This window comes from Sphingomonas sp. PP-CC-1A-547 (genome assembly GCF_003610375.1).
In the GTDB taxonomy this organism is placed as follows: domain Bacteria; phylum Pseudomonadota; class Alphaproteobacteria; order Sphingomonadales; family Sphingomonadaceae; genus Sphingomonas.
In genome coordinates, this window is sequence record NZ_RAPZ01000011.1 from 874,328 (window position 1) to 897,683 (window position 23,356).

Consider the following 23,356-nt stretch of genomic DNA (forward strand, 5'->3'; position numbering starts at 1 on the left):
GGCAGAGGACAAACGCGTTCTGGTACGATTGGGATGCACGGAATGCAGGTGCACCGTCCCGGAAGCCAGCGTCCGACGCGTTCTGCTCCAAGTATGATAAATCCCGGTAGCGCGCTGCGTCATGCAAACCTAAAGACGAGAGCTCTGGTGCTGGGCAATCCGACCGGTCGATCAATCGTCCGGCGGGGACGCTCGACGCGGTGGCGGTATAAAGGGGGGATGGCGTGGACGACGCGATGATCGGTCGACGTGCGGCGTTGCTGGGGGGCGTTGCCCTAGCCGCTGGCTGCACGAACAACGGTCGGCTGACTGGATTACCCGCAGCACCGGCGTTCGTCACGGTCGACGGAACCCATTTCCGGCGCGGCGGCAAGCCCTACCGCTATGCTGGCGCCAACATCTGGTACGGCGCATGGCTCGGCGCGGAGACCGCGTACGGCAACCGCGCGCGTCTCGGCCGCGAACTCGACCGCTTGAAGGCGCTCGGCGTGCGTAACCTGCGCATCCTCGGTTCGGCGGAATTGTCGCCGCTGAAGAACTCAATCACGCCTGGCTTCCGCGACAAGACCGCGACCTACAACGAAGACCTGCTCAAGGGCCTCGACTGGATGCTCGCCGAGATGGCGAAGCGCGACATGACCGGCGTGATCTACCTGACCAACTTCTGGGAGTGGTCAGGCGGAATGATGACCTATTTGTCGTGGGTCAACGGCGGCAGGTTCATCAACATGAACGACCCCGCACATCCGTGGCCCGCGTTCGCCGATTGGAACGCCGCGTTCTACGCCAACGGCCAGGCGCAGGCGATGTACCGCGACTATATCCGCGCGGTCGTCTCGCGGACGAACACCGTGACGGGCGTCGCCTACGTCGCGGATCCGGCGATCATGGCGTGGCAGTTGGCGAACGAGCCGCGTCCGGCCGGCGGACCCGCGGTGGCCATACCCAACCTGCCCGCTTTCTACCGCTGGATCGATGAGACCGCGCGGTACATCAAGACGCTCGATCCCAACCACCTCGTCTCGACCGGTTCGGAGGGGCTGAAGGGTTCGATCGAGCGCGAGGACGTCGTACTCGCCGCGCACCGCTCACCGTCGATCGATTACCTCACGACGCATATCTGGCCCAACAACTGGACCTGGATGGACGCAGGTGATCTCGCCGGCACCTATGACGCGGGCGCGGCGAAGGTCGCCGGCTATATCGACGCGCATATCCGGCTCGCCACGACGCTCGGCAAGCCGCTGGTGATCGAGGAGTTCGGTTACCCGCGCGACGGGAAGACCGCCTATGATCCGACCATCACGACGGTGTATAAGGATCGCTTCTACCGCCAGATCTATGCGGCGATCGAAGCCGATGCCAAGTCCGGCGGACCGCTCGCGGGCTCGAACTTCTGGGCGTGGAACGGCGAGGCTCGCACGCCGCATGCCGATCACCGGTTCCAGCGCGGCGACCTCGCCTATATGGGCGACCCGCCGCACGAGCCGCAGGGTTGGTACGGCGTGTTCGACAGCGACGCCTCGACGCAAAACGTGATCCGGGCGCATGCCGCAGCAATGGCGGCGTTATGATCCCGGCCTTGTCGGATCGAACTGGAGCACATGGTATGCGTACGGTTCTGGGCCTGCTGGGTGCAGGGTTGTTGTCGACGTCGGCGGTGGCGACGCCGATCACCGTCACCGCGGTATCGAGCAAGCCGGGTGCCGCGCTTCCGATGCATATCGGCGGCCGGGTCGAGCGGACGCCGGACGGCTATCGACGCCAATGGCCGGGCACCTATTTCGAGACGAATTTTCGGGGCGCAGGCATCCTGCTGAATATCGGCGACGGGGATGTCATCCTGCGTATCACGGTGGACGGGTCCTCCCCGACGACGCTCTTCAAGCCCAAGCCAGGCCTCTACCGCGTCACCGGCCTCGCCGACGGGCGCCACGCAATACGCGTCGACGTCGTCAGCGAGAGCCAGGCCGCACCGACCGTCTTCGGCGGATTTTACGCGGCGTCCGGGACGCGCCCGTTGCCCGCCCCCGCCCGAGCGCGGCAGATCGAGTTTATCGGCGATTCCCACACCGTCGGCTATGGCAACGTCTCGACCAAGCGCGACTGCACCGAAGCGGAGGTGTGGGCGACGACCGATACCTCGCAAGCCATGCCGGTGCTGGCTGCGAGGCGATACGGCGCGGACTATCAGGTCAACGCGATCTCCGGCCGCGGCATCGTCCGCAATTACAATGGCATGGCAGCCGACACGCTTCCCGTCGCCTATCCCTTCACGCTGTTCGACAAGGCGACGCGCTACGTCGATGCGGTGTGGCACCCGCGTCTGTTCGTGATCGCGCTCGGCACCAACGACTTCACCACGCCGCTACACCCCGGCGAGCCGTGGAAGACGCGCGAGGCGCTCCATGCCGATTACGAGCGGCGGTATGTGGACTTCGTCAAACGCCTCCGGGCCCGCGATCCGGACGCGCATGTCGTCCTGTGGGCGACCGACATGGCCGGGGGCGAGATCGCGGCGGAGGTCGGCAAGGTCGCCGCGCGTTTGAAGGCGGAAGGGCAGCGCAATGTCGCGTTCGTGCCCGTCACCGGGCTCGCGTTCACGGGATGCCATTCGCATCCGTCGACCGCCGACGATGCGCGGATCACGACCGCGTTGTCGGGCTATATCGACGCGCATCCCGAGATGTGGGCGCACCGATAGCCAAATGATTTGCACCGCGCTGCCCTCACCCGGTAGCGAGGATACGAGAACAGGGTCGCGTCAGCGCACCGTCCGGGGAGAATGAGATGTCGGCCAGTTTTTCCAGCCTCACGATCGCGCTTCTGCTGCAATCGGCGGCGACGCCCGTAGCGGCACCGACCGCGCCGCTTTCACCCGTCGCGCATCCCGAGATCTGGCCGACCGCGAACGCGCGCCCATCGCGCGATCCGAAGGTCGAGGCGCGGATCGACGCGATCATGAAACGCATGTCCGTGGAGGACAAGATCGGCCAGCTGATCCAGGTCGATATTGCCAGCATCGAGCCCTCCGATTTGCGCACCTACAAGCTCGGCTCGATCCTCAATGGCGGCAATGCCGGCCCGCACGGCAACGATCTCGCACCTCCGGTCGAATGGCTGAAACTCGCGGACGAGTTCTACGACGCGTCGATGGCGCGCAGCGACGGCCGTCCCGCGATCCCGGTGATCTGGGGCACCGATGCGGTCCACGGCAACAACAACATTCCCGGTGCGACGCTCTTCCCACACAATATCGGGCTCGGTGCGGCGCGTGATCGCGACCTGATGCGCGAGATCGGCCACGTCACCGCGATCGAGACCGCCGCCGCCGGCATCGACTGGACCTTCGCGCCGACGCTCGCGGTCGTCCGCGACGATCGCTGGGGGCGGACGTACGAGAGCTATTCCGAAGAGCCACAGATCCAGGCTGATTACGCCGGCGCGGTGATCGAAGGTGTCCAGGGCAAAGTCGGCACCAAGGAGTTCCTCGCCCCCGACCACGTCATCGCGACGACCAAGCACTTCCTCGGCGATGGCGGCACCGGCGGGCGCGACCAGGGCGACGCGCGTATCCCCGAGACCACCCTTCGCGACATCCATCTCGGCGGCTATCCGGCTGCGATCGAGGCGGGCACGCAGTCGGTGATGGCCAGCTTCTCGAGCTGGAACGGCGCCAAGATGCACGGCAACACGAGTCTGCTGACCGGCGTGCTCAAGGATCGGCTCCACTTCGACGGCTTCGTGGTCGGCGACTGGAACGGCCACGGCCAGGTCGATGGCTGCTCGAACGAGAGTTGCGCCGCGGCGATCAACGCCGGGCTCGACATGTTCATGTATTCGGGCAGCGGGTGGAAGACGCTCTACGCCAACACGCTGAAGCAGGCGCAGTCGGGCGAGATCCCCGCCGCGCGGCTCGACGACGCGGTCCGCCGCATCCTCCGCGTGAAGATCCGCGCAGGGACGTTCGATCGCGGTCGCCCGTCGTCGCGGGCGCTCGCTGGCAAGATGAACCTGATCGGTGCCGCCGACCACCGCGCGATCGCCCGCCGGGCAGCCGCTGAATCGCTGGTGCTGCTCAAGAACGAGGGCAGTCTGCTCCCGCTCAAGCCCTCGGCCAACATCCTCGTCGCGGGCGGCGGTGCGGACAACATCCCGCAACAGGCCGGCGGCTGGTCGCTGACGTGGCAGGGCGGCGGCACCACCAACGCAAACTTCCCCAATGCCGAGACGATCTGGTCGGGGATCAGCACCGCGGTCAAGGACGCTGGCGGCACCGCGACGCTGTCCGCGGACGGCAGCTTCGCCAAGAAGCCCGATGCGGCGATCGTCGTGTTCGGCGAACAGCCCTATGCCGAGTTCAAGGGCGACCGCCCGAACCTCGAATTCAGCCCCGAGGACAAGTCCGACCTCGACCTCCTGCGCAAGCTGAAGGCCGCGGGCGTCCCCGTCGTCGCGGTGTTTCTGTCGGGCCGCCCGCTCTGGGTGAACGCCGAACTGAACGCCTCCGATGCGTTCGTCGCGGCGTTCCTGCCGGGCAGCGAGGGCGGCGGCGTCGCCGACGTGCTGTTCCGCAAGAAGGACGGCAGCGTCGCCAACGACTTTCGCGGCAAGTTGAGCTTCTCTTGGCCGAAGCGTCCCGACCAGTATGTCCTCAACCGCTCCGACCCGGGCTACGACCCGCTGTTCGCGTTCGGCTACGGGCTCAGCTACGCCAAGCCGGGCAGCGTACCGAAGCTCGACGAAACCCGCCCCGCCGGCATGGCGGCATCGTCGAACGGCACGATCTTCGGCAAGGGCCGCGTTCCCGAAGGTTGGTCGCTCGCGCTGGTCGAGCAGGGCCAGTCGAAGGTCCGGTTGCTCGGCGTCAACGCGACGACCGCGACCAAGCGTCTCACCGCCTCCGCGGTCGACCGCCGCCGTCAGGAAGACGCGCGCGCGTTCGTGTGGACCGGCGGCCCCGCCGAAACGCGGGTCGAGGCATCGGGTCCGCTGGACCTGACGCGCGAGAGCAACGGCGAGCTCAGCCTGGTCGTCGACGTCCGCGTCGATCGCGCAGGCAGCGCACCGATTGGTCTCGGCATGGTCAGCAACGACGGTAACGCGGTCACCGTCCCGATCACGAAGGCGCTCGCGGCGGGCAAGTCGGGCGACTGGCAGCAGGTCATCGTCCCGCTGCAATGCTTCGCCAAGCGCGGCATCGACATGGCGCACGTCACCGCACCGTTCGTGATCGCCACCGACGGCAAGCTCGGCCTGTCGATCTCCGACGTGAAGATCGACTCCGCTCCGGTACCGATGACCAAATGCGGCGATTGAGCCGGCTTCTGCTCGGCGCGGCCGCCGTCCTGCTGACGACGGCTGCCACGCAAGCCCCGCCTGCGCCGATCAGGATCGACCAGGCGGGGTTCGAGACGCGCGGTCCGAAGATGGCGGTCCTGCCATCGACGCAGGCCCGTTCGCTCGCTTGGACGCTCGTCGATGCGAGCGGCAAGACGGCCGCGTCGGGACAGACGATACCGGTAGGCGCCGACGGAGCATCGGGCGAAAGCGTCCACCGGATCGACTTCGGCAGCTTCAGGACGCCCGGCACCGGCTATCGCCTGCACGTCGGCGCGACCGCCAGCCACCCCTTCGCGATCGCCGACCGTCCGTTCGAGCGCGTGGCGACCGCGGCGATGGCGTTCTTCTATCAGCAGCGCAGCGGCGTCCCTATCCTGCCCGCGTTCGTCGAGCGCAAGAACCTCGCCCGCCCCGCCGGCCACGCGCCAGACATCGCCACCTGCTTCGCTGGCGTCGATCAGAAGGGCGTCAAATGGCCCGGCTGCAACTACAAGCTCGATGCGACCGGCGGCTGGTACGACGCCGGCGACCACGGCAAATATGTTGTCAACGGCGGTGTCTCGACCTGGACCTTGCTCGACCTCCACGAGCGCCTGGCCGCGTTCGGTGACGCCAACGCCTTCGCCGACGGCCGCCTCGCGCTGCCCGAACGCACCAACGGCAAGGACGACCTGCTCGACGAGGCGCGCGTCGAAGTCGGCTTCCTGCTCGCCATGCAGATTCCCGATGGCACCAAGCTCGCCATTGCTCCGGACGCGGGCGTCGCTGGCAAGGCCATCACCCGGTTCGAGACGATCGACGCAAGCGGGCTGGTCCACACCAAGATCGCCGACGAGAATTGGACGGGCATCCCGACCGCGCCGGCCGACGATCACCAGACGCGGTTCCTCTATCCGCCCTCGACCGCGGCGACGCTCAACATGGTCGGCGTCGCGGCGCAGTGCGCGCGGATCTGGCGCACGATCGACCCCGCCTTCGCCACCAAATGCCTCACTGCGGCACGGCGCGGCTGGGCTGCGGCACTTCGTCACCCGAACCTGCTCACCAGTTCGGACTTCACCGGCAGTGGCGGCTACGGCGACCCGGATGTCCGCGACGAGTTCACCTTCGCCGCCGCGCAACTCTATGCCACGACGAACGAACCGGCTTTCCTCGATCGCCTGCGCAAGGACGGCATCTTCGCCGATCCCGGCGCGGATATTGGCTGGGGCTCGCTCAGGCTGGCAGGCGCGCTGACGCTGGCGACGGCCCCCAGCGACCTTCCGGCCGATGATCGCGCCAATCTCCGTAGCCGGATCACCGCGCTCGCAGACGGCTTCGTCGCCGAAGGCAAGCGCAGCGGCTACGGCATACCCTTTGGCGGCACCAACTACCCGTGGGGATCGAGCAGTTCGATCCTCAACCGCGCGATCGTTCTCGGCGTCGCGTGGCAGATCGACCGCAAGCCCGCGTACCGCGATGCGGTCGTGGCGAGCCTCGACTATATCCTCGGCCGCAATCCGCTCGACCGGTCCTACGTCACCGGCATCGGCACGCGCCCGATGCAGCACCCGCACCACCGCTTCTGGGCGGCCGCGGCGGACAAGCGCTATCCCGCGCCGCCCACCGGCGTCCTCTCCGGCGGCCCCAACTCCGCGGCGGCGAACGAACCCGGTCCGATGAAGGGTTGCGCACCGCAAACCTGCTGGATCGACGATTACCGCGCGTTCACCGTCAACGAAGTCGCGATCAACTGGAACGCCCCGCTCGTCTGGACTGCCGCGTTCCTGGACGCGACGCGACGACGTTAGGTCGACGGATCGCCAAGATCGTTACGCGATCGTCGATTGCCCGCGTCCTCACGTAACGCTACACCTTGCCCGTCGACCTGTTCTCGGATGGGTCGGCATGATCGCACCGGTGCTCCGCGAGGAGCTTAATAGGGAACGCGGTGAGGGTGGCTTCGACCACCTGATGCCGAGGCTGTCCCTGCAACTGTAAGCGGCGAGCGTGATGCACGTGCGTGGTCGGGCAAAGTCCCCGGCCACCAGCCACTGGACCGATCGGTCTGGGAAGGTTGTGCATTGGGCGTTGACCCGTGAGCCAGGAGACCTGCCGGCGTGTGGTCGCTCTTGCCTGGTCCAGGGGATGGCCGAGGCACGGTACTCCGTCTGAGCGACGATGTGTGCGGTGGGGACCGCATGGGCAGGCGTGCCGGTCGCGATGGCGTCCGTCGGGTACGGCTGCTCCCGTTCGCTTGGACGTGCTCGGGCAATCCGCTCGCGGCGCGCTCACCGGCGCACGTTCGAGCCTCGTGCTCGGTGACAGGCCCCTGCCGGTTCGTCCGACGCCTCGGGGGCTTTTATATGTCGTTTCCATCACCGTATGCCGCGTTTGCCGCGTCCTTGCTCGTCACCTTCCTACCATCCCCGGCCAGCGCGCAGACCGGGGAGGATCGTTCGGCGGGTAGCGCCGACGATATACTCGTCACCGGCCGCCATCAGGCCGACCTCACGGTTCCGAATTCTACCGGCAGCCGCCTGAACCTGTCGCCGCTCGAAACGCCGGCGACGCTGTCGACGATCGACGGCAATACCATCCGGGCGCGCGGCGACGTGTCCGTGAACGACGCGACCAGCCGCGCGCCCGGCATCACCAGTGTCGCCAATCTCGGCAATGGTGGCACGGCGCTCGCCGCGCGCGGGTTCAGCGGTCAGGGTTCGGTGCTGCAACTGATCGACGGTATCCGCCTCTTTCCTGCGGCCGGCACGATCACCTTTCCGAGCGATCCGTGGATGGTCGAGCGGATCGACGTGCTCAGCGGTCCGGCTTCCGTCCTGTACGGTCAAGGTGCGCTCGGCGGCGCGGTCAATTTGCTGATGCGCAATCCGAATACGCGGCACACCGATGTGGACGGCGAGATCGGCTATGGATCGCAGGACAGTTTCCACGTCGCAGCCGGTGCCGGTGGACCGCTCGACGAGCATCTCTCCTACCGCATCGACGGCAGCTACAGGCGGTCGGACGGATATGTCGATCGCGGGCAATCACGAAGCTACGCGCTGTCGGGGACGTTGCGCTGGGCACCGACCGATCGGCTCGTCGTCACGGTACGCGACGATTACGGCGACCAGAATCCGATGCGCTATTTCGGCACGCCGCTGATCGACGGACGGCTCGACCACGACAATCGCGACCGCAACTACAACACGCGCGACGGCCATGTCCGCTACCGCGACAACCGAACCAGCCTCCAGATCGATTGGCAGCCGAGCGAGGCGCTCACCGTCAGCAATCAAGCGTACCGGCTCACCTCCAAGCGCGCGTGGCTCAACCTCGAAAGCTATTGCTGGGTGGCGGCGGACGGCTTCTGTCCCAACGGCGCGAATGACGTGCGCGCCACGCCCGGGGGCATCTATCGCACCGACATGACCGGGATCGTTCACGATCAGACGCAATGGGGCGACCAGGGTAGCCTGACGCTCAAGACGCGGATCGCGGACGGCGTGACGAACGACGTCGTCGCGGGCTTCGACGTGAACCTCGTCAAGCTCACCTATTCGCACAATTTCGGCGCCGACCCGCAGGTCTCCGTGGTCGATCCTTTCGTGTTCGATCCTGGCGTGATCGTCGACACGCAGGGGATCGCACCGCGGTATCGCACGCGGACGAACGAATATGCGATCTTCGCGGAGGACCGGTTGAAGCTTGGCGAGCATGTCTCGATCGTCGGCGGCATTCGCTACGAGCGCGATCGGATACGGCGCTGGACGATCGACTCGACTGCCGCCGTCCCGACCGAAAGCTTCGCGCTCGACAAGCGGCTCGGCAACACGACATGGCGGGTCGGGACGGTCTATCAGCCCGTCCCGACGGTCTCGTTCTACGCGCAATATGCCACGGGCGTCGATCCGCTGGGGACGCTGACGACCTACGCCACCGGGCAGGTCCAGTTCAGCAACGCGAAGGGCGACCAGGTCGAGGCGGGCGCCAAGGCCGTGTTCCTGGGCGGCCGCGGCACCGCGACGATCGCCGCCTATCGCATCGTCAAGAAGGGACTTTTGTCGCAACTGACCCCGACGAGCCCGATCGAGCAGGTCGGGCAGCGATCCGCGAAGGGTATCGAGGCCGCGGTGTCGCTGGAGTTGCCGGCAGGGTTCGGCATCGACGCCAACGGCAGTGTGTTGGAGGCGCAGTTCGACGACTTCGTCTCGGGCGAAAGGAGTTTTGCCGGCAACACGCCACCCGACGTCCCCGAGACGACGGCGAACCTGTGGCTGAGCTGGACCGCGACACCGGCGGTCCAGGCGCGTGCCGGACTGCGCTATGTCGGGCGAAGATTCTCCGACAACGCCAATGTTTTCCGCATTCCGGGCTATGCGACGGTCGACGCGACGCTGTCCTACGCGGTGACGCCGCGGGTCGCGGTCGACGTGCATGTCTATAATCTGTTCGACGAGGATTATGCGATCAACAGCTATGGCGCGCAGCAATGGGTGCTGGGGCGGCCGCGCGCCTTGGACGTGTCGCTTCGTGCCGGTTTCTAACGCCGGCAGGCACGCGCGCCGGTGGCTGTACCTCGTGCATCGATGGGTCGGCATCGCCAGTTGCTTGTTCTTTGCAATGTGGTTCGGGTCGGGCCTGGTGATGCTGTACGTGCCGTACCCTTCACTCTCGCTAACCGAAGCGCTGGCGAGAGCCGAGGCGATCGACTGGTCCGCCGTGACCGTGCCGCCACCGCTCGATGGGGGGCGATTGCCGCAAGACCTGTTGCTCGAGGTGCGCGACGGCGTCCCGGTCTGGCGAAGCCAGGGCTGGGACGACGGGTGGCATACCGTTCCCGCAAGCAAGACTAGCCATCTCGCTCCGGTGGACGCGGCTTATGCCGTTCGCGTCGCAAGCCGTTTCGGGCGAGCACGCGTGCTGAAAGTCGAGCGGATCATGCGGGACCAGTGGACGGTGTCGGGTGGTTTCGACCCACATCGTCCGTTGTGGAAAGCGACATTGAAGGACGACGGCGGCACCAACCTCTACGTGTCGTCTTCCACCGGCGGGATCGTCCAGTCGACCGACCGGACCGAGCGGTTCTGGAACTGGCTGGGGTCGGTGCCGCACTGGCTGTATCCGACCGTCCTGCGCCAGGACAACGCCGCCTGGCGACAGGTCGTCATGTGGGTTTCGGGGCCGTGTATCGCCGCGGCACTCGCGGGCATCTGGATTGGTATCCTCCGCGCGCGCATCGGAACGCGCCGGTTCAAGGGTGGGCGGATGACGCCGTATCGCGGGTGGATGCTCTGGCATCATGTCGCGGGGCTGGTCGGCGGCGGTTTCCTGATCGCGTGGATATTCAGCGGATGGTTGTCGGTCGATCCCTGGCATTTGTTCCGAAGTACGGAACCGGATGCGCAGGCGGTGCGGGCCTATGCTGCTGCTGGCGTGATGCCGGCCGTGCCTGTCAACCGGTTGCGCCATGTCGGTGCGGGAGCCGTCCTTGCAAGGATTACCGACTATGCGGCGACACCTCTCGTGGTGCTCGAGTATCCGGATGGTCGACGTCGAATCCTCGACGCCGCGACGCTCGTCCCGTCCCAGCCAAAGCCAAATGCGATCGCTGCCGCCGCACGGATGCTTGTTGCCGGCACGCAGCCGGTCGCGATCGACCGGCTGACCGAGCCCGACGCATATTGGTACGATTCCGGTGGTCTCCCTCGCCTGCCGATGCTCCGATTGCGCTTCGACGATCCCGCCGCGACGTGGCTGTATATCGACCCTTCGACGGGCGACGTGCTGGCCAGGATCGATCGGCGCAGGCGGGCGTACCGTTGGGTGTTCGACCTGCTGCACAAATGGGATCTGACCATACTGACGCGGCACCGGCCAGCGTGGGACCTGCTAATCTGGCTGTTCTCGCTGGTTGGCATGGTGACGTCCGTCAGCGGCATCTGGCTCGGCTGGAAGCGTTTGAGACGCGGCTGATCCACGCTTTTAACGGGACGTTTCGTCCACGTGACAGCGCCACCGCGAGCGCGTACTCGTGCGCCGTGGCAGCACTCCGTCGCCTTCTCCTGAACCACCGCCAGCTGGCGGCGTGGGTGCTTGCGTGCGCGCTGGCGATGAAGATCCTGGTGCCGGCCGGGTTCATGCCGGTCGTCTCCGGGGGGGGCGTCACGATCGAGATCTGCGGCGGCATCGCGCCCGCGCAGACGGTGATGGCGCCGATGATGGCGATGGCGATCACGATGCCGGGCATGGCGCATCATTCGGGGAAGTCCGATCATCAGGAGCGGGAGATGCCCTGCGCCTTTTCCGGTCTGAGCGCGCCGTCGCTGGCAGCGGTCGATCCGGTGCTGCTGGCGATCGCCATCGCGTTCATCGTCGGTCTCCTCCGCCACGTGAGAACCGCGGTACCGATCGCCGCGCAAGCCTATCTTCGGCCACCCTTGCGAGGCCCCCCGCCCTTCCCCGTCGCGTGATCCGTCGGTCTTCGGACCGGGCGCGATCACGATGCTTTGGCTGGTCCACCACGTCGGCGGACCGGTTTCGACACGCGCGGCAAGTCCGCGGGGATGACGGTATCCGATCCGCACCACGATGTGCGGACGGGTACAGCAGGGATTCACATGTTCAAAACCATAGTCTTCGCGTCGGCATCGATCGCCCCGTTCTCGGGGACCGCCCACGCGTCCGACAAGGAGGACGCGATCGACAAGAAGGCCGAGATCGTCGTCACCGGCCAGCGCGACCAGCTGACGCTCGATCGTAAATCTGATACCGGCAGTCGCCTAGGCCTGTCGGTCCGCGAGACACCCGCGACCGTCGAGACGCTGACACAGGCGGACATGCAGGTGCAGGGCCTGCGCACCGCGCGCGAGGCCTTCAACAGCGTCGTCGGCGCAATTGCCGGCAACGTCCCCGGCAACCCCGCGGTCGTGACGTTGCGCGGGTTTTCGGGAGGCGCCGTCTCGATCCTGCAGGACGGCGTCCGTATCTCCACCTCGACCGTGGTCCAGCGCGATACCAACGTCTGGCATTTCGACCGGATCGAAGTGATCAAGGGGCCAGCCTCGGTGCTCTACGGCGAAGGCGCACTGGCCGGCGTCATCAACAAGGTCACGCGCAAGCCGACGTTCGACGGCGACCACCTCGACGGCTTGTTGAGCGTCGGGAGCTTCGACACGGTGACCGCGGCCAGCGGCGTGAACCTGAAACTGTCGGATACCGTCGCGGTCCGCGCAGACGCAAGCTACATGCATTCCGACAGCCTGTACGACGTCGACGACAATGCGACGCGCTCGGTCGGACTGACGGGCAGCATCCTGTTCAAGCCATCGGCCGATTTGAGCCTGCTCTTCGCCGTCGACCATTACGAAGACCGGTACGACAGCAGCTATCAAGGGCTGCCGTTCGTCTCCGCCGCCGTTGCGCGCGATCCGAGCAACGCGCTGCGGAGCGGTAACGGCATGGTGCTCGACAAGGCACTGCGCCGTCGCAACTACAATCCGTACGGTGCCTATTCCGGCGCACGCGACACGACGCTGCGGTCGCGGATCGATTATGCGATCGGCGGCGGCTGGTCGGTCGCGAACGACTTCACCTGGTATCACGCCAAGCGCGACTTCGTGCTGAGTGGCGATCAGAACTTCACCGCCCCCACCGCCGCCTTCCCCAATGGCAGCTTCGCGCGGTCGGTCCAGCGCATCTACCACGACCACAAATTCTGGAACGAGCGGCTCGTGATCGCCAACGACAGCGTGATCGCAGGACTGCGCAACCGGTTCAGCCTGGGCGGCGAATATAACGACACGAACTTCGTCAACCCGCGCCAGCAAAGCCCGGTCGGTGGCAATGCCGCCGTGCGGATCGCGAACGTCGATCCGTTCGCGCCGATCGTCGGCGTCTTCCCGACCAGCGATGCCGCGTATTCGACGACCAACGTCGTCTATGACTCGAAGCTCAAGACGGCGTCGGTGTTCGCCGAGGATGCGCTCAACCTGACTCCAGGCTGGCTGCTGGTCGGCGGCGCGCGGTACGATCACATCGACCTGACCCGCGTCATCACCAACCTCAACGCGAACGGCGCGGTCACGCGGGGCACGCCGACCTATGATCCGTTCTCGTGGCGTATCGGTACCACCTACGACCTTACGCCCGGTATCACCTTGTACGGCCAGTACACGACGGCGGTCACGCCGGTATCGTCGATCCTGCTCCAGTCGATCGTCAACACGACGTACAAGCTGACGAAGGGCCGCTCATACGAGGTCGGTTTCAAGGCCTCCGCGTTCGCCAAGCGGCTGACGATGACCGGCGCGGCATACCGGATCGAGCAGACCAACATCCTCACGCGCGATCCGAACAATCCGCAGCAAGCCATTCAAGGCGGGGAGCAATCGTCGCAAGGCGTCGAGCTCAACATCGGCGCAGCGGTCACCGACGCGCTCTCGGTGTCAGCGGGTGCCGCCTATACCGATGCGCAGTACGACCAGTTGAGCGAACTGATCGCCGGCGCGCGCATCGACCGCGCCGGCAACCGACCGATCAACACGCCCTCGACCACCGTCAGCGGTTCGGCGCTCTATACGATCAAGGCCATACCGGTGACGCTTGGCGGGTTCGTCCGGCACGTGTCCGGCTTCTACACCGACACCGCCAACAGCTATTTCGTCCGCGGCCATACGACCATCGATGCGTCGATCAGCTATCAGGTCGCACCGCAAGCATCGGTGTCGGTCCGCGGCCGCAACCTGACCGACGCGTTCTACGGCGAGTATTCGGGCTACCCGACGACCAACGTCTATATCGGCGCGCCACGCAGTGTCGAAATCGCGCTTTCCACGCATTTCTGAGCAGGGGTTTCCAGATGGCATTCACCGGTTCGGTCGATCCGAAAGCCTATCGCGCGCTGTGGCGCTGGCATTTCTATGCCGGCCTGATCGTCGCGCCTTTCCTGCTGATCCTGGCCGTCACGGGCTCGATCTATCTGTTCAACGACGAGATCGACGATGCGCTGTATCCGGCGCAGCGATTCGTCGCGGTCCATGCAACGCAGGTGCCGCCGTCGCGGATGATCGATGCCGCGCTGAAGGCTTATCCAGGGGCAGCAACCCGGATCGACCTTCCTAGCGCGCCCAACCGCTCGGCGGTCGTATTCGTCACCCCCGATCACGGCGAGCCGCTTCGCGTGGCCGTCGATCCGGGAACGGGCCGCGTGCTCGGCTCGACGATCTATGGCCGCACGCTGGTAGGGTTCGCCGACGAGATGCACGGATCGCTGACGCTCGGCACGGTCGGCGATCGGATCGTCGAGCTTGCTGCGTGCTGGGCGCTCGTCCTGATCGTCACCGGACTGTACCTGTGGTGGCCACGTGGTCGGGGTGGCTTCGGCGGTATCCTCTATCCCAGGCTCGGCGCGAGGGGACGCCTGTTCTGGCGCGACCTGCACGCGGTGATCGGCGTCTGGTCCGTCGCGTTCATCGCGTTCCTGCTGCTGACCGGCCTCCCCTGGGCCGGGATCCAGGGCGACCTGCTCAAGCGCGGTACGGCGGCGCTCGGCATCGGCTACCCGGCATCGAACCGGACGCATAATGCGCCGGCGAGCGTGCCGATGAAGACCGCGCTCGGCGAAGCACCGTGGACGATGGAGCAAGCGCCGATGCCGACATCCACGGCGTCCGCGGAGCATGCCGGTCATGCGGGCCACGAGATGACCATGGCGGTGCGGGACGATGCGGCGGTTGCGGGGATCGACCGGATCGCAACCTCCGTCACGCGCGATCACCACGTCGCGGGTGCGTATCGCCTGTTCCTGCCGAGTGGGGCGACCGGCGTCTACACCGCCTACACCTATCCCGATCAGCCGCAGGGGCAGCGCACGCTGTATTTCGATCGCTGGACCGGCGGCTTAATCCGAGAGGTCGGCTACCCCGATTACGGCTGGGCAGCGAAGGCGATCGAGCTCGGCGTCCAACTGCACATGGGCAATTACTTCGGGCTCGCGAACCAACTCGTGATGTTGGCGACCTGCCTCGCGATCGTGTTGCTCGTGATCAGCGGCGTCGTGATGTGGTGGAAACGCCGCCCGGCGGGTCGCCTTGCCGCGCCAGCGCGCGTCTCCCCGACGAGGATCAAGGGCGCTGTCGCCATTCTCATCGTCGCGGGGATAGTGTTCCCGATCCTGGGACTGTCGGTGATCGTGATCTTCCTGATCGACCGGCTGGTGTTGCTCGCGGTGGTGAGGCGATAGCGGAACGTTCGAGGATAGCTGCGGCGCGCTATTGCGCCACGGCCGCGAACAGTCGGTAGCGAGCGTACCCGACCCCCGGGTGCATGGGATGCTGCTCACGAGACCTTGGCTGTGGGAGCCTATCCACTTCCAGCAACAGCATACCGCTGCCCGCCGTCCCGAAAGGCAGTATCTCCCTGCTCCTTACGTCAACGTCATCTATAGACTGACGTCACAAGGACCAGTCACGCCGGAGACTGCTACTCGATTGCAATAATTGTAAATTAACGAACAATTAATCAGATATTCAGCTTGTAATTGATCTTGGTAACATACATAGATCAAGTATGGTGGAATAGGCCAAGCGTTGCGAACGTCGCAATGGACCGTTTCAGCCCAATGATGCCTGTTTGCATACAGATTCTTGAGACCCGATCATAATCGCGCTCCAGTTTCTTCGAAGGCTTCGTCCTTGCTTCGGACGCTCTCCCCACATTCATTGAACATGGCTCCCGCTGCTGCGGATGGGAGACTCGTGCCTTCCATCCGCGGTGACTTTCGAGGTGTTCATGTACAAGTCGACCCTTTGGGCGGCCGCGCTTGCGGCTGTGAGCCCGGCTGCCTTGCTGATTTCGACGCAATCTGCACAGGCGCAGGTTCCCGTGGGGGCCGGTGGACAGCTCCAGCAGATCCCACCAGTACCGCTGAACGAGACGCCCGCGCCAGACTTCGGGTTCGAGCGCAAGACGCCGGTCGTCGTTGCCGCCACGGGTGGCCCTAAGACGCTCGTCCGGTCGCTGCGCGTGACCGGTGCGACGCTGTTTCCCGAGGCCGACCTGATCGCCGCATCACAATTCACGCCGAACAGCGAGCTCGACCTGTCCGACCTGAAGACGCTCGCCGCGCGGATCACCGCCTATTACACCAGCCGCGGCTATTTCGTCGCGAACGCCTACCTGCCCGCACAGGACGTACGGAGCGGCGCAGTGACGATCGCCATCATCGAGGGACGCTTCGGCGCGGTCGGCGTGAAGAATGAATCGCGACTGTCAGATAGCGTCGCGAACGGCATCCTCGCCGGGCTCGACGTCGGCGATCCTGTCGCGGTCGCGCCGCTCGAGCGTCGCTTGCTGATGTTGTCGGACCTGCCCGGCGTGCGCGTGTCATCGACGCTGAGCCCCGGCACCGCGGTCGGTACGTCCGACCTGCTGGTCGCGATCACCCCAGGCCAGAGCATCACCGGCAGTGTCGAGGCCGACAATGCCGGCAACCGCTACACCGGCGCCTACCGCGTCGGCGGCGTGGTCAACTGGAACAACCCGACCGGCTCGGGCGACGTGCTGAGCCTGCGCGCGCTGACCTCGTTCTCCGGGCTCGCCTACGGTCGCGCATCGTACCAGGCGCCGATCGGGCAGGTCACGCTCGGCGTCGCGTTCGCGCATCTCGAATACTCGCTGGGCAAGGAATTCGACAGCCTCGACGGCAGCGGCAATGCCGACATCGCGAGCGTTTATGCAAGCTATCCGCTGATCCGGTCGCGCGACAACAATCTGTACGTGACGCTTGGCGGCGACGTGAAGTGGTTCGAGGACAAGATCGGCATCGTCGACGTCACCACTTTCCGCCGCGCGCAGGTCGTCACCGCGGGGCTGAGCGGCGATGAGCACGACACGCTGCTCGGCGGCGGCTGGAGCGCGTATTCGCTGAGTTATTCGGTCGGCAATCTCGATATCCGCGGCGCCTATGAGCGCTCGGTCGACGCGCTGACCGCGCGCACCGACGGCAGCTACGGGAAGGTCCAGTTCAGCTTCGCGCGGTTACAGACGATCGCCGGGCCGCTGTCGCTGTTCGCCTCTGCCCGCGGGCAGATCGCGTTCAGCAACCTCGACATTTCCGAGAAGATGGAGCTGGGCGGCGCCTATGCCGTCCGCGCCTACCCAGAGGGCGAGGCTTACGGCGACCAAGGCTATGTCGCCACCGCCGAGGCACGGCTGGCCTTGCCGCAGGTCGTGCCGGGTGCGCTCCAGCTGTTCGGGTTCGTCGACGTCGGCGAGGTCGATTACGTCAAGGACCCGTATTTCGACGGATCGAACCACGCGAACCGCAGCGCGTACGGCGCTGGGCTGAGCTGGGCGGGACCGTACGGTATCGCCGCCAAGGCGACCTATGCACGCAAGCTCGGCGATGCCGATGCGACGTCCGCCCCCGACAAGTCGGGCCGCGCCTGGTTCCAGCTCTCGAAGACATTCTGAGCGCACCAGCACCCCCCGAAATTCAGCGGCCATCGACCGCCACCGAGGATACCGCACATGACCCCCATCCCTTCGTCGATCAGAAACACCCGTCGCCCCGCTCCCACCGTCACGCGCACCAAGCGCGGCGGCTTGTTCGGCACCACCGGCCTCGCGCGGTTTGCCTGGCTGATCGGATTCAGCCTCGCGGGCACGGTGGCAGCGCGCCCGGTCGAGGCGCAGACGCTCCCGACCGGCGGCGAAGTCGTCGCGGGCCAGGCGAGCATCGCGACCGGCACCAAGTCGCTCACCGTGACGCAGACCAGCGACCGCGCAGCGATCAACTGGCAGTCCTTTTCGATCGGCAAGGGCAAGAGCGTCGTCTTCGACCAGCCCAACAGCAGTTCGGTCGCATTGAACCGCGTGCTCGGCACCGATCCGTCGGTCATCCTCGGCAATCTGTCGGCGAACGGGAAGGTGTTCCTGGTCAATGCGAACGGCATCCTGTTCGGCCAGACCGCCAACGTTAACGTCGGCGGCCTCGTGGCATCGACGCTGAACATTTCCGACGCCGATTTCCTCGCGGGCAAGAACAGTTTCGCGGGCACGAGCGGCGCTTCGGTCCAGAACGATGGCAAGATCACCGCGAAGGGCGGCTACGTCGCGTTGCTGGGCGCAAACGTCGGCAACAGCGGCACGATCAAGGCGAACTTCGGCACGGTCGTGCTGGCGAGCGGCGAGGCGATCACGCTCGACGTCGCGGGCGACGGGCTGCTCAACGTCGCAGTCGACAAGGGCGCAGTCGGCGCGCTGGTGCGTAACGGCGGGCTGATCCGCGCCGACGGCGGCAAGGTCGTGATGACCGCGCAAGGCGCTGGCGACCTGCTCCACACCGCGGTCAACAACACCGGCATCGTCGAGGCGCGCACGTTGCAGAACCGCGGCGGCACGATCCTGCTGCTCGGCGACATGAAGACCGGCACGGTCAGCCTCGCCGGCACGCTCGATGCAAGCGCACCGGTCGGCGGCAATGGCGGCTTCATCGAGACGTCGGCGGCGACCGTGAACGTCGCCGATAGCGCAAAGGTCTCGACCTTCGCGCGGTCCGGCGCGACGGGCATGTGGCTGATCGATCCGCAGGATTACGTGATCGGCGCAGGCGGCAACATCTCGGGCGCGACGCTGTCGGCACAGCTCGTGACGACCAGCATCACGATCAGCACGATCCCCGCGGCGGGCGACACCACCACGGGCAACGGCGACATTTTCGTCAACGACGCGGTAGCCTGGACCGCGTCGGGCGTGCCGACGACGCTGACGATGAACGCGTTTCGCGACGTCAACATCAACGCGCCGATCACTGCCACCAACGGCAACATCGTCGCCTGCTGTGGCCGCGACGTGAACGTCAACGCGGACCTGACCACGACCAACGGCAGCATCCTGCTCAACGCCGGACGCAACGTGCAGGTGTTCCACGCGATCACGACGACCGACGGCAACATCGCCTTGTGCGCAGGGCATGACGTGATGATCGACGCGGCGGTCACGCTGACTCGCGGCACGACAATTCCGGCGCAGAGCCTCGGCCTGCCGGTCGGCCTCACGCTGATCGCTGGGTCGGACGGAACCGGGCCGGGCGTCAACGGCGGCACGATCGTGTTCTCCGCGCTGTCGCCACCGACCACGGTCACCGCGGCACCGGTGTCGATCAACTACAACCCGGTCTCGTACACCACGCCGACCGACTTCTCGACCGAGTTCGTCCTGACCGAGGGCGCGGCGATCACGCAGCGGATGCTGCTGTTCCCGACCGCGCAGAAGGTCGCCGACGGCACGAATGCGGCGGTCTTGAGCGGGTTCAACACCAACGGCACCTCGGGCACGCCGACCGGCGTATCGCTGGTCGCCGGCCCGAACGCGACCGCGACGTTCGACAGCACCGGCGAGGGCACGGGCATCGGCGTCAGCTTCAGCGGCTACACGCTGACCGGCGCGAACGCGGACCAATATGCGCTGGCGAGTTCGTGCTGCGTCGCCGGGTTCCGGACGACGGGGACGATTACGGCTGCCGCCCCGGCACCAGCGCCGGCGCCTGCCCCGGCACCAGCGCCTGCTCCGGCACCAGCTCCAGCTCCAGCTCCAGCTCCAGCGCCTTCACCGGCTCCAGCGCCTGCCCCGGCACCAGCGCCTGCTCCGGCACCAGCTCCAGCTCCAGCTCCAGCGCCTTCACCGGCTCCAGCGCCTGCACCGGCACCAGCGCCGGCACCAACGCCTGCCCCGGCACCGGCACCAGCGCCCGCTCCGGCACCAGCGCCTGCTCCAGCGCCTGCCCCGGCACCCGCACCGGCGCCCGCACCAGCACCAGCGCCTGCCCCGGTTCCAGCGCCTGCTCCGGCACCAGCGCCTGCTCCGGCACCAGCGCCCGCTCCAGCACCGGCGCCCGCACCGGCGCCTGCTCCGGCACCGGCACCGGCACCAACGCCGACACCAACCCCTACGCCTCCGCCAGTACTCACGCCGCCCCTCACCCCGACGCCGCCCCTCACGCCTGTTCCGAATCTGCCCAATGCTACGCGGCCGTTCCTTGATGTTCCGCCGGTGACGGTGCGCGTACCGACGCCGCCGACGATCGAGGTCGTGGAGGGTGGCGTAACGTATCCGACGCCAGAACGGCCGGGCACCGTGATCGTAGAAACGCCCGAAACGCCGCAGGTCGTGCAACCGGTCGTCGAACGCCCGTTCGTGCAGCCTACGCCGCCCAACACGCCAGCCGTGCCCAATTATCCGCGGAAGCAGGCGCGTCATTGAGATGATCGGGACTGCGCGGCGTGGCGTCTCGGCGCCCGCTCGCTGGTTTTCGCGCTGGCAGGCACTGCTAGGCTGGGGAATCGTTGCGAGCGCCGCCGCCGTACCGGGCATCGCGGCGTCCCCCGCGCCGGCTGCTATTGTCGCGACTGTGGCGTCGGACGATGCCGGCCGGTTCGGCGGCGTGGCGACGTCCGACGACGTGCGCGACACGGTGAACTGGGTGTCGACGTCGCACGACAATCACGCGCTGCCGTTCGTCGTGATCGACAAGGTGAATGCGGTCGTGCTCGCGTTCGATGGCAGTGGCAATCTTCGCGGGCGGGCGCCGGCGTTGCTCGGGATGGCACGCGGGGACGTCAGCGTGCCGGGTATCGGCCAGCGCAAGCTCGCGACCATTACGCCCGCCGAGCGCACCACGCCGGCAGGTCGCTTCCAGGCCTCGCTCGGGCGCGATTTCGAACAGGATATCCTGTGGATCGACTATGATGCCGCGCTGTCGCTGCACCGCGTGATCAAGGGTCGCCGCGTCGACGATCGCGCCGGACGGCTCGCATCGGCGACACCGAGCGATAACCGGATTTCATATGGCTGCGTGAATGTGCCGCCGGGATTTTACGACGATGTGGTGAAGCCGTTGTTCACCGGCACCGTCGGAATCGTCTACATCCTGCCCGAGACCAAGCCGCTGCGGAGCGTGTTCGCCGTGCCGGTCGAGGGGAAGTAGCGGATCTCGCTGATCCTCCCCCGCCCAGGGGGAGGTGGCACCGCAGGTGACGGAGGGGCGGACACGGAACCGGTGTTACCCTTTCCTCCCCCTCCGTCTGGCAAAAGCCAGCCACCTCCCCCTAGCGGGGGAGGATTAGGAGGGCCTACTTCACTGGCACCAAGGCCGTTCGCGGTACCATTTCGTCAGAACGTACTTCACGCCCTGCTCGACCGGCATTCCCTGGTGGAGCGACCCTGAGTTCGGCGCGCCATACTCGTCCATGTTGTTCCAGATCACGAGGTTGCCCGCTTTCGGCGCGATCATCACCCCCGCGGTCGGGTAGTTCGTGCGCCCTCCAGCCTCGGGCTCGTTGAGAAAAGTCATCGCCGACCACGTTCGCTGGCCGCCCATCGTCACCTGATCCAGCCAATAAGGCTGTTCGGTATCGAAATAGTCGTGATGCGGCTTGAACTCCTGCCCGACCGCGTAACGCTGCCCCTGCAACGCTTCGCCGTAGCGCGGCTCGAGCCCCGTCAGCAGGTCGAGCTTGGTCTCGACCGCGGTCACGGGCGCCGGTCCGGGATAGAGGTAGCACGTCTCGCTGGTACGGTGCGGGGACACCGGGGCATCGCCGACGACCGGCGACGGCACGCGATTGGCCTCGATGAGCGCGATCACCGCGGCGCATTCGTCGAGCGTGAGAAAATCGCGAACGATATAAAGCTCCATGCCTTTCGCCGGCATCCGGACCGTGCCGGGATAGCACAGGATCCGATCGCGCACCTGCTCGGCAGAGTTCGCCCTGCCAAGCGCTTCGCTTTGACCATCGCGACGATCGGTGGATCGTGCGTACGAATTGGCGCCCAGGCTTTCAATATTAGTCATAAAGTCCGCAATACTCACAAGAATCACGATATGAATTATGACTTGGATCTATAAAGCAGGTTAAGTTTCGTACAACGTGCATCCTTATCAGATAACCGACGTTTATCATGTACGACCAACATAGGTTAGGCCGGTTGCGCGACTACATCGCGAACCGCAGCCCTCATGGATGCGCATAAATCGCACCTACCGAAGAGTTCGGGAACATCCCCCGCTCCGCTGCCGGCGTGAGCCTTGGGTGACGCGATTGAACGACATCGGCGGAGACTTACCATGAACACGAGGTATCTCGTGGGTGCGGGACTGCGGTCCGGCACGTGCGCACCCTTGGCGGATAGACCGCGCTCGACCGCCGCATTCCAGCGCGGCGCTGCCTGCGCGATGGCGACGGCTGTTGCCGCGGAAGCACAGGACCAGCGCGTCTCGCAGCGGATCAAGAACCGGGACACCGAGCGCTTTCGGTAGGCGCTCGCGGGTCGCGCGCCGAACGCTCGACCCACCAATGCTTCCCCAAATCTGCTCTTACTCGTCCTCGCGCCTCGCGGGGCCAGGATAGTCATGTTCAAAAATCTTCTCGCCGGCGCCGCCGCGGCGTTCCTCGCAGTTATCCCGCAACCCTCGGCCGCGCAGACGGTGGTATTGCCGGGCGCGCTCCTGCTCGCTGGCTACCGCGCGACCTGCGGACCGGTCGACACGATGATCCAGCCGATCAACGACATCGCCGCCGCGTACAAGGGTCGCATCATCCTCCACCCGCGCGTCCTCGACTTGCCGCGCGCACAGCAACTCTTCTGGTACACACACGAATGCGCGCACCAGATCTTCGGTCCGGGCGAAGCCGCCGCGGATTGCTGGGCGGTGCAACAGGGCAAGATCCAGGGCTGGCTCACACGAGACGAACTGTCGAAGCTGGGCGGAACGATGCGCTATTATCCAGGTGACGCGACGCATACCGACGGCGCGGCGCGGGTCGTGGCAATGGACGCCTGCTTCGCACGATAGTCCAGCGATCCCGGCGTATACTAGAAACTCAAGACGTTGGCGCTAGTTCGGTATCGACAACGCAATAACTACTTCCGCCTGATCCAGGTCGTTGACAAGATCGCACCGACGGCTTCTGTATCGTTAGCGTAACGATACGGCTCATTGCGGTGTCGGATCGCCTCCGTCTGGATTGCA

Annotated in this window: 15 protein-coding genes and 1 riboswitch; of the genes, 14 read left to right on the forward strand and 1 reads right to left on the reverse strand. The window is 66.1% G+C overall.

All coding sequences use genetic code 11. The features are described from left to right. The first annotated feature begins 224 nt into the window (after positions 1 to 224). The 12 genes from C8J39_RS10255 to C8J39_RS10310 all read left to right on the forward strand — a co-directional run bounded on the left by C8J39_RS10255 (position 225) and on the right by C8J39_RS10310 (position 21,310). On the forward strand, positions 225 to 1,574 hold the full coding sequence (locus tag C8J39_RS10255) for a mannanase (protein WP_207896947.1): 1,350 nt from the start codon (positions 225 to 227) through the stop codon (positions 1,572 to 1,574). A gap of 35 nt (positions 1,575 to 1,609) precedes the next feature. Beyond that, a complete protein-coding gene (locus C8J39_RS10260; RefSeq protein ID WP_120300322.1) occupies positions 1,610 to 2,704 on the forward strand; it encodes an SGNH/GDSL hydrolase family protein in 1,095 nt (364 codons plus the stop codon). A gap of 86 nt (positions 2,705 to 2,790) precedes the next feature. Then, the gene (locus C8J39_RS10265; RefSeq protein ID WP_120300323.1) at positions 2,791 to 5,319 is read left to right on the forward strand and encodes an exo 1,3/1,4-beta-D-glucan glucohydrolase; all 2,529 of its coding nucleotides are present in this window, start codon (positions 2,791 to 2,793) and stop codon (positions 5,317 to 5,319) included. Continuing rightward, positions 5,316 to 7,133, forward strand: a complete 1,818-nt coding sequence (locus C8J39_RS10270) for a glycoside hydrolase family 9 protein (protein ID WP_243649863.1) — start codon at positions 5,316 to 5,318, stop codon at positions 7,131 to 7,133. The genes C8J39_RS10265 and C8J39_RS10270 overlap by 4 nt, the downstream gene beginning before the upstream one ends. Before the next feature lie 90 nt (positions 7,134 to 7,223). Further along, a riboswitch (cobalamin riboswitch) is annotated at positions 7,224 to 7,457 on the forward strand. Positions 7,458 to 7,688: 231 nt separating this feature from the next. Then, positions 7,689 to 9,869, forward strand: a complete 2,181-nt coding sequence (locus C8J39_RS10275; RefSeq protein WP_120300325.1) for a TonB-dependent siderophore receptor — start codon at positions 7,689 to 7,691, stop codon at positions 9,867 to 9,869. Positions 9,870 to 9,933: 64 nt separating this feature from the next. After that, positions 9,934 to 11,298: a hypothetical protein gene (locus C8J39_RS10280; RefSeq protein WP_243649865.1), complete on the forward strand. Its 1,365-nt coding sequence runs from the start codon at positions 9,934 to 9,936 to the stop codon at positions 11,296 to 11,298. Between the two features lie 65 nt (positions 11,299 to 11,363). Further along, positions 11,364 to 11,795, forward strand: coding sequence for a DUF2946 family protein (locus C8J39_RS10285; protein WP_243649868.1), 432 nt, complete (start codon positions 11,364 to 11,366; stop codon positions 11,793 to 11,795). Positions 11,796 to 11,942: 147 nt separating this feature from the next. Further along, complete coding sequence (locus C8J39_RS10290) at positions 11,943 to 14,168, forward strand: TonB-dependent siderophore receptor (protein ID WP_120300327.1); 2,226 nt, start codon at positions 11,943 to 11,945, stop codon at positions 14,166 to 14,168. Positions 14,169 to 14,182: 14 nt separating this feature from the next. Next, entirely contained in the window at positions 14,183 to 15,565 is a 1,383-nt protein-coding gene (locus C8J39_RS10295; RefSeq protein ID WP_120300328.1) for a PepSY domain-containing protein, read from the forward strand. A 548-nt stretch (positions 15,566 to 16,113) separates the two neighbouring features. Further along, complete coding sequence (locus tag C8J39_RS10300; RefSeq protein WP_120300537.1) at positions 16,114 to 17,796, forward strand: ShlB/FhaC/HecB family hemolysin secretion/activation protein; 1,683 nt, start codon at positions 16,114 to 16,116, stop codon at positions 17,794 to 17,796. A gap of 57 nt (positions 17,797 to 17,853) precedes the next feature. Then, entirely contained in the window at positions 17,854 to 20,586 is a 2,733-nt protein-coding gene (locus tag C8J39_RS10305; protein ID WP_183037973.1) for a filamentous hemagglutinin N-terminal domain-containing protein, read from the forward strand. Between the two features lies 1 nt (position 20,587). After that, positions 20,588 to 21,310 carry a L,D-transpeptidase gene (locus tag C8J39_RS10310; RefSeq protein WP_243649869.1) on the forward strand — a complete coding sequence of 241 codons (723 nt, stop codon included), beginning with the start codon at positions 20,588 to 20,590 and terminating at the stop codon, positions 21,308 to 21,310. A gap of 150 nt (positions 21,311 to 21,460) precedes the next feature. Here C8J39_RS10310 and C8J39_RS10315 read toward each other — a convergent pair whose 3' ends face one another. Then, positions 21,461 to 22,177, reverse strand: a complete 717-nt coding sequence (locus C8J39_RS10315) for a 2OG-Fe(II) oxygenase (protein WP_120300329.1) — start codon at positions 22,175 to 22,177, stop codon at positions 21,461 to 21,463. A 273-nt stretch (positions 22,178 to 22,450) separates the two neighbouring features. On the opposite strand from C8J39_RS10315, the gene C8J39_RS10320 reads away from it, so the two are divergent. Together C8J39_RS10320 and C8J39_RS10325 are read left to right on the forward strand one after the other, a co-directional pair. Then, positions 22,451 to 22,642, forward strand: coding sequence for a hypothetical protein (locus tag C8J39_RS10320; protein ID WP_120300330.1), 192 nt, complete (start codon positions 22,451 to 22,453; stop codon positions 22,640 to 22,642). 93 nt (positions 22,643 to 22,735) lie between these two features. Further along, the gene (locus tag C8J39_RS10325; RefSeq protein WP_120300331.1) at positions 22,736 to 23,179 is read left to right on the forward strand and encodes a hypothetical protein; all 444 of its coding nucleotides are present in this window, start codon (positions 22,736 to 22,738) and stop codon (positions 23,177 to 23,179) included. Positions 23,180 to 23,356: the final 177 nt, after the last annotated feature.